The organism is Rufibacter aurantiacus (assembly GCF_017916345.1).
Taxonomy (GTDB): Bacteria; Bacteroidota; Bacteroidia; order Cytophagales; family Hymenobacteraceae; genus Nibribacter; species Nibribacter roseolus.
Genome location: NZ_JAFMSV010000002.1, coordinates 513,017 through 527,182 on the forward strand (window position 1 = coordinate 513,017; position 14,166 = coordinate 527,182).

The 14,166-nt window shown below is 52.6% G+C and carries 6 protein-coding genes; 1 reads left to right on the forward strand and 5 read right to left on the reverse strand.

Annotated elements, in window-relative coordinates; translation table 11 throughout:
• Window positions 1-38: 38 nt before the first annotated feature.
• The 5 genes from J3P34_RS07580 to J3P34_RS07600 all read right to left on the reverse strand — a co-directional run bounded on the left by J3P34_RS07580 (window position 39) and on the right by J3P34_RS07600 (window position 13,148).
• Complete coding sequence (locus J3P34_RS07580) at window positions 39-1,631, reverse strand: RagB/SusD family nutrient uptake outer membrane protein (RefSeq protein ID WP_210487598.1); 1,593 nt, start codon at window positions 1,629-1,631, stop codon at window positions 39-41.
• 20 nt (window positions 1,632-1,651) lie between these two features.
• A complete protein-coding gene (locus J3P34_RS07585) occupies window positions 1,652-4,726 on the reverse strand; it encodes a SusC/RagA family TonB-linked outer membrane protein (RefSeq protein ID WP_210487600.1) in 3,075 nt (1,024 codons plus the stop codon).
• A gap of 46 nt (window positions 4,727-4,772) precedes the next feature.
• Complete coding sequence (locus tag J3P34_RS07590) at window positions 4,773-7,628, reverse strand: TIM-barrel domain-containing protein (RefSeq protein WP_210487601.1); 2,856 nt, start codon at window positions 7,626-7,628, stop codon at window positions 4,773-4,775.
• Between the two features lie 642 nt (window positions 7,629-8,270).
• Window positions 8,271-12,446, reverse strand: a complete 4,176-nt coding sequence (locus tag J3P34_RS07595) for a two-component regulator propeller domain-containing protein (protein WP_210487603.1) — start codon at window positions 12,444-12,446, stop codon at window positions 8,271-8,273.
• A gap of 402 nt (window positions 12,447-12,848) precedes the next feature.
• Window positions 12,849-13,148 carry a hypothetical protein gene (locus J3P34_RS07600; RefSeq protein WP_210487605.1) on the reverse strand — a complete coding sequence of 100 codons (300 nt, stop codon included), beginning with the start codon at window positions 13,146-13,148 and terminating at the stop codon, window positions 12,849-12,851.
• Between J3P34_RS07600 and lpxD the strand changes: the two genes are divergently transcribed.
• The gene (gene lpxD / locus J3P34_RS07605) at window positions 13,138-14,160 is read left to right on the forward strand and encodes a UDP-3-O-(3-hydroxymyristoyl)glucosamine N-acyltransferase (protein WP_210487607.1); all 1,023 of its coding nucleotides are present in this window, start codon (window positions 13,138-13,140) and stop codon (window positions 14,158-14,160) included. The genes J3P34_RS07600 and lpxD overlap by 11 nt on opposite strands.
• Window positions 14,161-14,166: the final 6 nt, after the last annotated feature.

The window sequence follows — 14,166 nt, forward strand, 5'->3', positions numbered from 1 at the left end:
CCCAAAGCTTCCTATTTATTTTGCCTGCATCAATGCGATTACCAACCTGGATTTTGCTTCAGGACTCCGTTAGATAGGGTGATCTGGGTATACGGAATCTGCTGCAAGCCCTGGGTTTCTCTGACCTTGTTTGCCGCGATCACCTTGGCCACCGGAGAGCCGGCGTTAAGCAAGGTTGTGCTCTCAGCGATTGCGTTCGCCGCCACATCTATGCCCTGGCGGAGCAGATCCCAGTATCGGATTCCCTCGTTGGCGAACTCCAACCGGCGTTCTGCCATGATGGCCGCTTTTGACACAGCAACCGGGGTGAAGTTTTCCTTGTAGGCACGTCTTCTTACCTGGTCAAAATAGCTTTGGGCATTGGGGCTTCCCAACTCAGCGGCCATCAACAATACATCTGCAAACCGGATGGCGACATAGTCCTGGAACTGACCGATCATGAAGTTCACTGCGCCATTTTCAACGGGTATGCTGTTGCCTTGCTCGTCTACCATGGGGCTGTACTTCTTGTTGTAGTAACCGGTGTACTCCCGCTGTTTTCCTTGGTTCACAAAAGCTATGTTCTCATCCGCGATGGAAATAATGGAAGCCGCCTTACGGGTATCATTGGTGCTGTAGGCCGTCCAGAGTTTAGGGTTCACCGTGCCGCCGCCCCAGCCATTTCCGTAAGGGTAGCTGAATTGCTCGCGCATGCCCAGCATCACCATCCAGTGGTTACCGTCGGTGTTTCCGTTGTAGTCGCTGGTGTAGGTGTACTTCACCGCAAAAACCGTTTCCTTGTTGTCTTCGCCGGCATAGTTGGCCACCGACGCGGCCGGCCATAGGTCAGCGAAGTTCTCTACCAAACCATGTCCGCTGTTGGAAATCACATCCTCCAGATAAGCCAAAGCCTGGGCCTGAGAAACGGTACCCACCAAATCTGACTTACCGTAGTAGCCGGTATAATACAGATACACCCGGCCAATGAGAGACTCTGCGGCCCATTTGGTTACCCGACCTCGGTTACCTACCGCCTGCGCGGCATAATTCGTAGCCGGCAGGTTCTCGGCGGCAAACTTCAGGTCCTCGGCGATCAGTTTGTATACTTCATCTGGGTTGGCCTGGGGCACGTTCTCGGTGGTGGGAGCGGTGATCAAGGGGATGTTTCCCCACAGACGCACCATGTCAAAGTACAGGAAAGCCCGCAGGTACCTGGCTTCGGCCTCATAGGCCGTTCTCAGTTGCTCGCTTCCGGTCCAGTTGATCTGGTCCATTTTCCCGATCAGGGTATTGCACCGGAAAACCGCTTTGTAGTAGGCGGTCCAGTTAGATCCAAACAGGTTCTGATCGGCGGGAGAGCGGGCTCTGTCAAACTCGTCCAGCATCTGGTACCCGAATCCGTCTGAGGCCCCGGTCCCCCCGAAGGCATTGTCTGACATTACCTCAGAAGCCACCGGTAAACTAATCCCTTCGGCCCAAATGATCTGTAAGCCATCATAGCAGCCCACCAACGCCCTGAAAGCATCTTCCGGGGTTCTGTAGTAGTTTGTATCCGTTACGTTGGTGATGGGGTCAACCTCCAGGAAACTGTCCTTACAGGCACCTAAGGATAAGACGCCCGCCAAGAGAATTGCTTTGCTTATATTTTTCATTTCTATGAACCTCCTTGGAATTAGAATTTAATATTTGTGCCTACCAAAACAGTTCTGGGGCGTGGGTAGTACCCCAGGTCTACCCCGCTGGCAAACCCGTTGCTGTATCCAATCTCCGGATCCATTCCCTCATACTTGGTGAAAGTGAACAGATTCTGCACAGAGGCATACACCCGCACCTGGCGCAAATAGCTTTTATTGATCAGTTTACCGAAATCATACCCCAGGGAAATGTTGCTGATTCTCAGGAAATCGCCGTCATGGATGTACAGGTCTGAAAAAGTAGCCCAGTTTCTGTTATCGGTGGTGACGCGGGGCATGGTGTTGGAAGAGCCCGGTCCGTGCCAACGGTCCAAGATGGCCGTGGTAAAGTTTGGATACTGGCTGGCCTGGTTGCGGTAAGACTGCACCAACTGGTTTCCGGCCACGCCAGATGCCAACAAAGAGAAATCGAAGCCTTTGTAGTTAGCAGACAGGTTAATCCCGAAGGTATAGTCTGGGTTCGGGTTCCCGATCTGGGTTCTGTCTGCATTGTCAATCACACCGTCGCCGTTCAGGTCCACGAAACGCACATCGCCTGGCTGGGCAGTGGGCTGAATCAGGTTGCCTTCTGCCCCTCTGTAGGCGGCTACGTCTGCCTCGGTCTGGAAAATGCCATCGGTTTTCAGACCCCAGAAGTAGCCGATGGGGTATCCGTTCTGCGCTCTGTAGAACTCCAGGGAGTTGTCAAACAACACGTTAGGATCTCCGTGAATGATCTGGTCATTGGTAGGGATTTCGCGTACGCGGTTCTTGTTGTAGGCACCGTTTACGCCAATGCTGTAATTGAAGTCGCCCACGTTGCTGTTGTAAGCCAGTGCTAACTCCACCCCGGAGTTTTTCACGTCCCCCCCGTTAATGAAAGGAGCATCGGCCCCGGCCGTGGCTAGAATTGGGGCCCTGATCAACCAGTCTTTGGTAGTTTTGTCATACCAGTCAAAGTTGACACTCAGTTTGCCCGCCAGGAAGTTGGCATCGAACCCGATGTTGGTTTGCTCTGAGGTTTCCCATTTCACATCATCATTACCCAATCTGCTGATGTAGGCTCCGGGAGTGAGGATGCCCTCTTTGTCCCCGAAGATGTAGTTGGTATTGGCAAACGTCACCAAAGACACGAACTGGTAAGGATCAATATTCTGGCTACCAACCTGGCCCCAGCTGGCGCGCAGTTTAAAGTAGTCCAGCCAATCTCCGGCCCCATCAGCAAAGGTCTCGTTTGTTACCACCCAACCGGCAGAGATGGACGGGAAATAACCCCAACGTCTGTTTCTCCCGAATCTGGCCGAGCCGTCGGCCCGGAAGGTAGCGTTGATCAGGTAGGTTTCTTTGAAGTTGTAGTTCAATCTCCCGAAGTAAGACATTCTTCTGTCCTGGGCCCAGGGCTCACCAGTGAGGTCTATGGTTGTTCCATCGGTATTGGAGGCATTGGTCAGGTAGGCGTGTTCCAGGTCACTCAGCACCAGGTTGATGTTGGCTCCGGAAAGTTGGGCCCCGTCGCTTCTGAAAGCAGAAGTACCCGCCATCACCTCAAAGTTGTGGTTTGTGTTGACGTTGAAGTTATAGGTTAAGAGGTTATCCCAGATAAGGGATTGACCTTTGCCCTGGAATTGGTTTACCCGTGAGTTGTTGTTGAAGGCATAGATAGACAACTTGTAGATAGGCGTAAAGGACCGGCTTTCACTGGCGCTATAGTCTATCCCGAAGCTGGTTCTGAATCTCAGGTTCTTGATGGGCTCCAACACCAGGTAGACATCGCCCAGCAGCCGCTGGTTGTTACGGCGGTTCTGGTTGTCATACACTAGCTGTGCGTAGGGGTTGGCCTCCCCGTTGAACCAGGTAGAGTTGCTGTTATCAAAGAAGTTGCCTTCTGCATCATACACCTGAACAAAAGGGCTGGTATTGAAGGCACCTCGCAGGGAGTTGTTATACTGGTTCCCTACCCTGATGCCGTTTCTCTTGATGTAGGAAAAAGTTAAATGCTCGCCAAACTTGAGGATATCCTTGTAGAAGCTGTGCTCAGAGTTAAACCGGAAGTTGTAGCGCTCATAGTTGGACAGGTTCTTGCCGCCTACTATGCCTTCTTGCCCGGTGTAAGACAAGGCGGTAGAGAAAGTAGTCATGTCTGTACCACCGGTTGCACCTAAAGAGTAGTTCTGCGTTACGGCATCTTTCACGAAGATCTGGTCAATCCAATCGGTGCCCTCTCCCATGGCCGCGATCTGCTCATTGGTAAAGGCGGGCAACCTGCCGGAGTTCACATTGGCTTCGTTCATGATGGTGGCATACTCGCGTGAATTGAGCATCTCCTGCTTTCTGCCCAGGTTCTGCAGCCCGGTGTAAGAGTCAAAGGTGATTTGCGCGGGTTGCCCTTTCTTGCCGGTTCTGGTCGTAATCAAGACTACCCCGTTGGCTGCCTGCGACCCGTAAATCGCCGCGGAGGCCGCATCTTTCAACACGTCTATGGACTGGATATCGGCGGGGTTCAGGTAAGAGATATCACCGGTTAACACACCATCCACCACATACAATGGACTGGCGTTGCCAATGGTACCCAGACCCCTGATCACCACGCGCATGCTTTCGCCGGGCTGCCCCGAAGTGGAAGAAATCTGCACCCCGGAGGCTTGGCCTTGCAGAGCTTGCAGAGGATCGGTGGTGCTTTGCTTCTGGATGTCATCCCCTTTCACCTGGGCAGTGGCACCGGTCACCAGTTTCTTCTGCTGCACCCCGTAACCCACTACCACTACCTCTTCCAAGGCTTTGGCATCGGTCTTCAACACAATGTTCACCTGTGGTCTGCCATTCACGGCTACCTCCTGCGTGACAAACCCGATATAGGTGACTACCAGGGTTTCATTTCCGGTGGGCAGGCTCAGCTGAAAGTTTCCCTCCACGTCTGTACCTGTGGCCAGGGTGGCGTTGCCTTTCACACTCACAGTGGCTCCAATCACAGCCCCGCCGTCTTCCTGGGACGTGACTCTTCCCCTGACGGTATGTTGGGCGAAGGCTACCCCGCACAAACAGAGCAACCAGGTAAGCAGTAGGTATTTTCTCATAGGTAAAAGAATGACGTGAATAATTTGGTATAGGATCAGGTAAGGATTATCTCAGTTTTACCGAGGTAGCATTGCCGGTGTAAGCGATGGTGGCATCTGCTTTGCCGTCAAACTGGAGGGCTTTGGCTTTGGCGGGTTGCACCAACACCACGTTGAAAGTGCGCTTCTGCAACATGCCATTGAACTCGCCCTGGCGTTTACCCATGGTAAGGGTTTTGGAGGCCTCGTTATAGGTGATGGGAATGGTAGCGAATTTGCCTTTCTCGTAGTTGTAGTTGGTGTTCTCGTCTTCGTAGAGCTCAAAAGAAGCGTCTTTGCCGCCATACACGTAGAGCGTGATGGTTTCGGCGGGCTTCTCAGTAGTGTATTGGATTTCAGGCCCGAAAGGAAGGATAGAGCCTTCTTTCACGAACAGCGGCAGGCGCTCATAAGGGGCTGCGGCCGTGATCTGCTGACCGCCTTTCTGGTAAGTTCCGTCATAAAGGCTGTACCACCCGGTATTGGCAGGCAGGTACAACTTGCGGCTGGTGGCCTTGGCCTCATGCACTGGACTCACCAACAGACTAGGCCCGAACATGAACTGGTCACTGATGTTGAGCACGTTTTTATCCCCGCCGAAATCCATTACCAGCGGGCGCATAATGGTGGAGTTTTGGTGGTACACCTGCCCGGTGAGCGAGTAGATGTATGGCATCAGGCGGTAGCGCAGCTTGTTGTAGTACACAATAGACTGGTAGGCCTTATGGTCCTCGGGGGCAATGTTGTAGACCTCCCGGAATGGGTACTGGCCATGAGAGCGATAAAGCGGCGTGAAGGTGCCGTACTGGTACCAGCGGGTCTGCAGTTCGCGCCACTCTTCCTGGGCCTGCGGGGCCATGGGGCCGCGGTCATATTTGTTTTCCACGAAGAACCCTCCAATGTCGGTGGTCCAGTACGGCAGGCCGGACAGGGAAAAGTTAAGACCAGCCGGAATCTGGCGGCCCATTTCTTCAAAGGTGGCGGCAATGTCCCCACTCCAGGTGGCGGCCCCGTAGCGCTGCAACCCTCCAAAGGCCGAGCGGGTCAGGATGAAGACGCGGTCATTGGGATTGGTGCCGCGCTGGCCTTCATAGATGCCTTTGTTATGTTGCAATACATAGGCGTTGAAGTATTTCTCAGCCGAGCCCAGATACGTGGGGTTCATGAGCGCCTTGCGGTGCGCGATGGAGGAGTTGGAGAGGATATCGGGCTCAGAGGCATCCTGCCACCAGGCATCAATCCCCATTTTGTAGAGCCTTTCATTAATCAGGTTCCAGAACATGCGACGCCCCTCGGGGTTGAAAGCATCATAGAAGGTAGACACGTAGCCTTTGCCAATCCAGTCCCTGATCTGCTCGTTGATGCTAGTTTTGTAGAGCAGGCCTTTGTCATTGAACATTTTGTAGGTCTCAATACCCTCGTAGAACTTGGGCCAGGTGGAGATCATGATGCGGGCGTTGTTCGCGTGCACCTCGTTGACCATGCCTTGCGGGTCTGGGAAGCGGGTTTTATCGAATTCCTGGCTGCCCCACTGGTCTTCTTTCCAGTAAGACCAGTCCTGCACGATGTTGTCCAACCCAATCTTCCGCTTGCGGAATTCCTTCACCACGTCCAGAAGCTCCTGCTGGGTCTTGTAGCGCTCGCGGCTTTGCCAGAAGCCCATGGCCCATTTAGGCATCACCTGGGCTTTGCCCGTCAACTGGCGGTAACCTCCCACCACCTCGTCCAGGTTCTTGCCATACACAAAATAGTAGGCCATTTTATTCCCGGCCTCAGAGGAGAACGCAATCTTGTTTAAGTCTTCCGTCGCTTGTGGCGTGAGGTATCGCAACGCCAGGTAAGACACATTACCGTCTGGGTTCCACTCAATTTTGAAGGCGTGTTTCCTGCCCTTCTGCAGCGGCGCCTTGAACACCGACATTCCCGGGTTCCAGGCCTCGCGCCAGCGGTCCAGCAGCAGTTTATTGTCTACCCAGACCTTCACGTAGCCACTGGAAGGCATTTCAAAGCGGTGGTCACCGGTAGCATCGCTCTCAATAAAACCTTCCCAGGTCATGAGGCCGCCCTCCAGCGTGTAGCCAGTCGGGTATTTGTTCTGGTCTTCCAGGAACTCGTAGTTGATCTCAGACTCCTGCCGCACGATGGGCGCTTTCCCGGTCTTTTTATCAAAAGCGTAGGTTGCGGTGAGGCCGCCGGCTTTCTGGTCTTTGCCGTAAAGCTTCAGCTTGGAAAGCTGCTGGTAAGGCCGCACATCCCCGAATTTTGTGATGGAGTTGTTGTCCCACAAAATGCCGTAGTTTTTGCTGGATACCAGGAACGGCACCACGGCCACCGAGTTGTACTGTGTTAAATCTATCTGCCAGCCACGATAGTTCATTAGGCCAGTCTGGTGCTGACCCAGACCGTAGAAGGCCTCCTCTTTGTCCACGGTGAAGGCTTTCTTTAACCGATAGCTCTGTTCGTTGTCCAGTTTCACCGGTGCGAAGGCCTGCTGCCCCTGGTTGCTTTCCTGCAGCAGCACCTTGCCGTTTCTATCGAAGAAAGTCACCGCCCCGGTCTCGGCGCCTACTTCCACCCGCAGGTCCTTGGTGTTCAGCACCAGGGTTTTGCCTTTCTCCTGGAATTGCCAATCGGTTTTCACGTTTTTGTTTTCCAGTACCATAAGGCTGGGCTCCGGGGAGAACTTCTCCTCTGGGGTGGCCTGCACCTGCACAATGTTGTCTGCCACCACCCGTAACTGCACGTACTGCGGGTCACCGCTGGATTTCTGGTCCAGCTTCACAAGCACCCCATCGGCCAGCTTCTGGTAGTTTTTCACCGCCGGCTCCTTAAAGGAAAACAGCGTAGAGACGAGGGCAAAACAAAGCGTGTTTCTAAGCTTCATTAGATAAATGGTAAAGATTGAGGAGTGATTTTCTGGTGCCAACTCGCCTTTAGTTGGCGGTCTCAAAGAGCCCAAAAATTAACAGGATGAAGGTAAGGAAGGCCCCAGGAGGGCATATGTATCAAATGTTTCCTATCTATGTTGTATCCGTTAACAAATGAAAAAACCGCATTTTTAGCGTTTAAATGCAGGTTTATTTTTACAAAATGTTAACAAACCCTACAGTTGCTCCTTGAAGTGGCAGGTTTGGGCTTGTTTTCAGAAAAAGGGGCAATAAAGAAGAAGGGATTTCCCAGAGTTGTAAGGTCTACCTGTAGGGGGCGGAAAATCTGGCTCCTGTTTTGGAGCCGTTTTTGGGAAAGGAAGGTTGAAATGGCCAGACTTTGGAATGGGCAGGATTGGCACAGACGCTCGCAGGACCTCCGTACGCTGCGAGGTCTTTTGAGTAGACGGCTTTGGCAGCTTAAAACTCCCCTCCTGGTTTAGGAGGGATGCCCGTAGGGCGGGGTGGTGAAAAGGTTTTTGGCGGGAACAACGTTTAAGAGCTCCTTTCTTAAAAGTAGGCCCAAAACAAAATCTGGCATTTATGGAGATGCCAGGTTGAAGCGGAAGCCAAAAGAAGAACTTGCATGAAAGGAAAACCTATGCGATGGGATGGGACTGTTTGCTCTCGGCGTAGACGGAGGGCAGCAAATGGTAGGCTTCCTTGAAGTACTTGGAAAAGTAACGGGGATTGTTGAAACCCACCGCGTAGGCCACTTCAGCCACGGTGAGCTGACTTCGTTCCAATAGCTGGGCCGCGCGCTCCAGCCTGATCTTCCGGATAAACTCAACAGGCGACTGGCCCGTGAGCGCCACAATTTTTTTGTAGAGGTACACCCGGCTCATACCCAACTCCCGCGCCATGAGCTCCACCGAGAATTCAGGGCAGTCAATGTTCTCTTCTACCACCTTGATGGCTTTCTGGATGAGCTTATCGTCCAGGGAGACAATGTCAATGGCACTGGTCTGCACGCTGATCTTTTTCCCGTAGGCTTTCTGCATCAACTGGCACTGCGAAATGAGGTTGGTCATCCGTGACAGCAGCAACTCAAAATTGAAAGGCTTGGTGATGTAGTCGTTCGCGCCGATACCCAGGCCTTTGAGCTTCTGTTCCTCGGCAGTCTGGGCCGTGAGCAAAATGAAGGGGATGTGCGAGGTACGGGCATCGGCCTTGATCTTCTTGCAGAAGTCTATGCCGTTCAGCTCGGGCATCATAAGGTCGCTCACAATCAGGTCTGGCAGGCAGGAAAGAGCTTTCTGCCAACCTTCTTTGCCGTTTTTGGCTTCCAGCACAGTAAAGTGGGCGCTCAGGCTCTCCTTCAGGTAAGTTCTGAAGTCCTCGCTGTCTTCCACCAGCAATACCACCAGCTCATTTTCCGGCGCGTCTTCTGTGGTGCGTTTCGGCGCCTCGGGTTTGGCTTCCTGAACCGGTTGCACTCCTTCCGGCAGGTCTGCGTCTGAACCCTCCACAATGGAACCGGTGACTTTGATAGGCAGGGTAACGGTGAAACAACTGCCCTGGCCCAGTTCACTCTGCACCTGGATCATACCCCCGTGGATCTTCACGAAATCGCGGGTGATGGACAAGCCTATGCCGCTGCCTTGGTTCATGAGGTTATCAGGCACGTCTTCCCTAAAGAATCGGTCAAAGATCTTCTCCTGGTTTTCTTTGGAAATGCCTATGCCTGTATCAGAAACCTTGATCTCCAGCAGGTGCAGACCGGCCGAATCTGAATCGTTCTCATGGCAATTCACCTCTACTTTGATGTTTCCGTTTTCCGGGGTGAACTTGAAGGCGTTGGAGAGCAGGTTGAACAGGATCTTGCCCAGTTTGTCCATGTCAAAAGAGGCCTGCAGTTCCTGGATGCTGCTCTCAAAAGACAGGTGCACGTGGTTTTTCTCAGACAAATCTGTGAAGGAATACACTGCCTCCTTGATGAACTTGACAATGTTGCCGTGCGAGGGCGCAAAGGACACTTCCTCCACCTCCAGTTTGCGAAAATCCAGCAGTTGGTTCACCAAATACAGCAGGCGCTTGGCGTTGCGGTTGATCATCTGGAACTGCCGCGTTTGCTGTTCATCCTGCGAGCCAGCCAACAGCTTCTCCAGGGGCGCCAAAATCAAGGTGAGCGGCGTGCGCAGCTCATGGCTGATGTTGGTGAAGAACTTTATTTTCATGAGGTGCAACTCGCGCATGTGCTTTACCTCGCGTCGCTCCCGGTCCAGCTCATATTTCTGGTTCGCTTTCTGTTTCTCTACCCATCGCACCACCATCAGGCCCAGAAAAGCAAACAGGAAATAGCAAACGTAGGCCACATCTGACCGCCAGAACGGCACCTGCACCTCAATATCCAGACCGATGCCCTTTTTGTTCCAAATGCCGTCATTGTTGGCGGCCTTCACCATTAACTGGTACTCGCCGGGGTCTAAGTTGGTGTAGGTGATGCGGCGGTTGTCGCCATCAGTGGTGTGCCACTCTTTGTCAAAGCCCACCAGCTTGTACTGGTACTTGTTTTTCTCTGAGTGGAAGAAATTGAGCGCGGCAAACTCCACGGTGAACATGTTCTGGTCGTGCTGGAGCGTGATCTGGGTTCCATCAGACAAGGCCTGGGGCAGAATGACGCTGCCGCCTACCTCCTCGCCCACTTTCAGGCTCTTGCTGAACAGCTGGAAATCGGTGAAGACAATGTTGGGGATGACTTTATTGGTAGTGAGCTCTCGGGGTTGGAAGAGGTTGAACCCGTTAGGCCCGCCAAAAACCACTTCACCCTTGCGGGTGAGGAAAGCGGCGTTCTCGTTGAAGACCTTGCCTTGCAACCCGTCAGACTCATCAAAGTTGCGCACCACAAAGTACAGATCAGCAGCCTGGTGCCCGGAAATCTCCAGTTTTGAAATGCCATTGGGCGTACTGATCCAGAGATGGCGATTTTGGTCTTCCAGGATATTGAGTATGATGTTGTCCGGTAGCCCGTTTTCTTTGGTGAACAGCCGGAAAGAATTGGTTTTAGGGTTGAAAAGGTTCAGGCCTTCGTTGGTGCCCACCCACATCTGCTGTCGGCTGTCCTGAAAAATACTGAGCACGGCGTTGCTGCTCAGGCTTTTCGGATTTTTGGGGTCATTCTGGTATTTGAGCAGTTTTTTAGAATTCAGGTCCAAAACCTCCACCCCAATATCGCCGCCCACCCAGAGCCGACCTTTCTGGTCCTGGGCGATGGCAGCCACGTAAAGGGCGTCAATACCCGGTTGATTAGCCGTCCGGTGGTATGGGTAGAATCTGCCTGTGCCGGAATCCAGCTGTTGCAGACCGCCACGCAAGGAGCCTACCCAGATGCGGTTTTGGCTGTCCTGGAACAATTCCCAGACGTTGTCATGCCCCAGGCTGAACGGGTCCTGCGCGTTGTGTCTGAAGCGAGTGAATTTCTGACCGTCAAACTTATTGAGGCCGCCCAGGTACGTGCCCACCCACAGGTTCTGGTCTTTGTCCAGTAAAAGACTCACCACCACATTGCTGCTGAGGCTGGTGGGGTCCTTAGGGTTGTGCTGGTAACGGGTATACTGGTTTGTGCTGCGGTTCCAGTACAAGAGGCCACCGCCGTTGGTGCCTATCCAGAGGTTGCCCTGGGGATCTTCCACAAACCGGTTAATGTCATCATAGGGTAGACTGCCTTTCACCAGAATCTGGTGCTGGTGGTGCTGAAACCGGAGGAGGTTCTTATGGTAGTAGTTGACACCCTTTTTGTAAGTGCCCAGCCAGATAATTCCCTCGCGGTCTTTGTAAATGGAGATAAGGCTGTTGTGCGAAAGACTGTTTTCTATTTCGGGGCAGTTTTGGACAAATCGCACCGAAAAGTCTTTTTTATCCACGATGTTGATGCCGCCGTGGTCCGTGGCGAGCCAAAGGTTACCGTCTTCGTTCTCCACGATGCCGCGCACCAGGTTGGAATTGAGCTTTAACTTAGGTGCGTTTTCATGGAACTGGCTAAAGGCCTTGGTGGCAGGCCGGTACAGCAAAGCCCCGATGCTCTCTGAAAGGGAATAGAGCCACAGGCCACCGGCGCGGTCAATGGTCATGCCGTAATTCATGGCCTGGCCTTTGAACCTTTCCTGCAAGCCTTTTTCCACGGCCTCCACGGCCAGGGTTTTCCCGTTCCGTTTCTCCAACAGGCCAGAGGTGTGCAGAATCCAGAGATCGCCCTGCGGCGTGAAAGCAATGGCATCTATCAGGCGGGTATTCCCTGCAACCGGCTTGGCCTGCGCCAGGGGAACCGGGGTGGAGACCTTGGTTTTAGGGTTGTACCTGGTGAGTCCGTGGCCGGACTGCAGAAACCAGAAGTTACCGGCTTTGTCCTGCACAATGTCTTCTACCGGCGCCTGCGGCAGCGCATACTTTTTCAGCAGCGTCGCATAATTTCTCTCAAACCGGTCTTCCCGCGGATGGTACACTGTCAACCCTTTCTGGGAGGAGACCCAGATGTTGCCTTCAGGGTCTTCAAAGAGTTTGCTGATGCTGTTGTCTCTGAGTGAGGCGGCAGACCGGGAGTTGTGGCGGAAAACTTTGACTCCGTAACCGTCAAAGCGATTGAGTCCGGCCGAGGTCCCAATCCAGATGTAGCCTTGGCTGTCTTTCAGGAAACAGTTGACCTGGTTATGGGATAGTCCGTTATTCACATCCAGGTGCAGGAACCTACGTTGATCGGCTTGGTTAGCGAACACGGGTTCAACGTTGGCCAGTAAAGCTAAGGCAAAGGCAATATGTAAAAGAAAACGTATTGACATACTTGAAACTTCACCTGTGGGAACACCCCTTCCCTTTGTAAACCAGCCAGCTACAGAAAAAAGCATCTGAACCAGCCTTCTCCTAGTAATCCTTCCACGCTTTTGACCGTCGCCTGATTTTCACCCTTTCCGGAACGGCTTTCCTTTGGAAGGAACAGCCACCCAACACTTCTCAAAGCTCTTGCAAGATAAGATTTTTAATAAATTTTTAAAGAAATTCCTTCTAAAGGCCCAGTAACCACCCAATCTCACTGCTTCTCTTTATCAAAACCGCAACAGAGTAAAATAGACTTTCTTTGAGAAGAACCCGCAGCAGACCAACCAAGACCTTGGTCTGAATCATTTGAACAGAAAATGGGCCCGCACCTTTGCAGGTAACTTAGATCGATTTTGGGCTGTTTTCTAAAAACTTGGCTTAAAACCCAATGCAGCCCATTGTTCATCATCAAGCCCATCGCCTACTAAAAAAGCTCGTTCCTCCTTTCTGCTACTTCTCCGCGCAGGTAGTTCTTTAAAGGCAGTGGCGTATTGGTCCTGTTTTTCAGAAAACGGTTTCAAAACAGATTTAAGCCTTTGTAGGTTACCTGAGCATGATTTTTGTACTAATCTAAAAAGTTCACGGTTGGGCCTTGGGCTGTCCAATACGGTGAAGGTGTCTTCGTTTAAAAATTGTTTCCTTAACTTTGCCCCTATGGAATTCACGGTACAACAGATTGCTGATTTACTCCAGGGCCAGGTGCACGGAGACGGTAACGCCACGGTAAACCGCCTGGCGAAGATTGAAGAAGGCACCCCGGGCTCTCTTTCTTTTCTGTCCAACGCCAAGTATGAGCACTATCTGTACTCAACAGGCGCCACGGCCGTGATAGTGGCCAAAACCTTGGAGATCAAACAACCTGTTTCTGCCAACCTTATTTTGGTGGATGATCCTTACTCTTCCTTCTCCACCCTTTTGGAAGTGTACCAACAGGCAGTGGCCGCCGCCCGTACCGGCGTGGAAGAACCCTGCTTCATAGGCGAGAACTCCAGCATCGGAGAGCGGCATTACCGCGGCGCATTTTCCTACATAGGCAAGAATTGCAAAATCGGGACGGGAGTACACATCTACCCGCACGTGTATATTGGCGACAATGTCACCATCGGGGACAACACCGTGTTGTTCGCCGGGGCCAAGATCTATGCCGACTGCGTGATTGGGGCATCCTGCACCATCCATGCGGGTGCCGTCATCGGCAGCGACGGGTTTGGTTTTGCGCCGCAGAAAGACGGTTCCTATAAAGCCATCCCGCAGATAGGGAACGTGGTGCTGGAAGACCACGTGCGCATTGGCGCTAACACTACGGTAGACTGCGCCACCATGGGTTCCACCATCATCAGGACCGGCACCAAGATAGACAACCTGGTGCAGGTGGCCCATAACGTGGAGATCGGGCGCCATACGGTGGTGGCTGCGCAGACGGCTTTTGCCGGCTCCTCCAAGGTGGGTAACTATTGTACTATTGCCGGTCAGGTGGGCGTGGTAGGCCATATCAGTATTGCAGACAGAACCATTGTAGGAGCCAAATCCGGTATCTCTAAAAACATAAAAGAAGAAGGGACTTTCGTGCAGGGAGCGCCCGCCTTTGACTATAAACAAAATCTTAGGGCCATGGCCGTTTTCCGGAAACTCCCCGAGTTACAGAAACAGGTAGAGGAACTCAGAGAAAAGCTTTAACTTTAG

Bases quoted from the DNA above. Each gene is read 5' to 3' on its own strand.
- J3P34_RS07580 (WP_210487598.1), bottom strand. From the start codon at position 1,631: ATGAAAAATATAAGCAAAGCAATTCTCTTGGCGGGCGTCTTATCCTTA.
- J3P34_RS07585 (WP_210487600.1), bottom strand. From the start codon at position 4,726: ATGAGAAAATACCTACTGCTTACCTGGTTGCTCTGTTTGTGCGGGGTA.
- J3P34_RS07590 (WP_210487601.1), bottom strand. From the start codon at position 7,628: ATGAAGCTTAGAAACACGCTTTGTTTTGCCCTCGTCTCTACGCTGTTT.
- J3P34_RS07595 (WP_210487603.1), bottom strand. From the start codon at position 12,446: ATGTCAATACGTTTTCTTTTACATATTGCCTTTGCCTTAGCTTTACTG.
- lpxD (WP_210487607.1), top strand. From the start codon at position 13,138: ATGGAATTCACGGTACAACAGATTGCTGATTTACTCCAGGGCCAGGTG.